The 335-nt window shown below is 42.7% G+C and carries 1 protein-coding gene; it reads right to left on the bottom strand.

Annotated elements, in window-relative coordinates; all coding sequences use genetic code 11:
- The coding region (locus NR125_RS30375) for a hypothetical protein (RefSeq protein ID WP_256816907.1) at positions 1 to 321 on the bottom strand (321 nt) is incomplete at its 3' end.
- Positions 322 to 335: the final 14 nt, after the last annotated feature.

Here is a 335-nt window from a genome sequence, read left to right as displayed (position 1 = left end):
TATTTTTATTTTCATAAAACTTTTCACCTTTCTTTTCAATCTCTTCCTTACTTTCAATTCCCCCCCTCTTCCTCTCTCCTTCTCTTCTCCCCTTCTCTTTCTTTCCTTTCCCCTCTCTTCCTTCCTCTTCTTCCTCTTCTTTCCTCCCTCCCTTCCTTCCTTTTCTCCTCTTCTTCTTCCCCTCTCCTCCCTCCCTCTTCCCCTTTCTCCTTTCCCTCTTCCTTCTTCCTTCTTTTCCTTTTTCTTAGCTTCCTCTTCCCCTTTTTTCTTCCCTTCCTCCCTCCCCTTTTTTTTCTTCTTTCTCCTTTTTTCAATCTTCATATTGATTCAGCTCC

The sequence above is a fragment of the Cytobacillus sp. Bac17 genome (genome assembly GCF_024519925.1).
Classification (GTDB): Bacteria; Bacillota; Bacilli; order Bacillales; family Cytobacillaceae; genus Cytobacillus; species Cytobacillus pseudoceanisediminis.
This window is presented reverse-complemented; position numbering and strand designations above follow the sequence as displayed.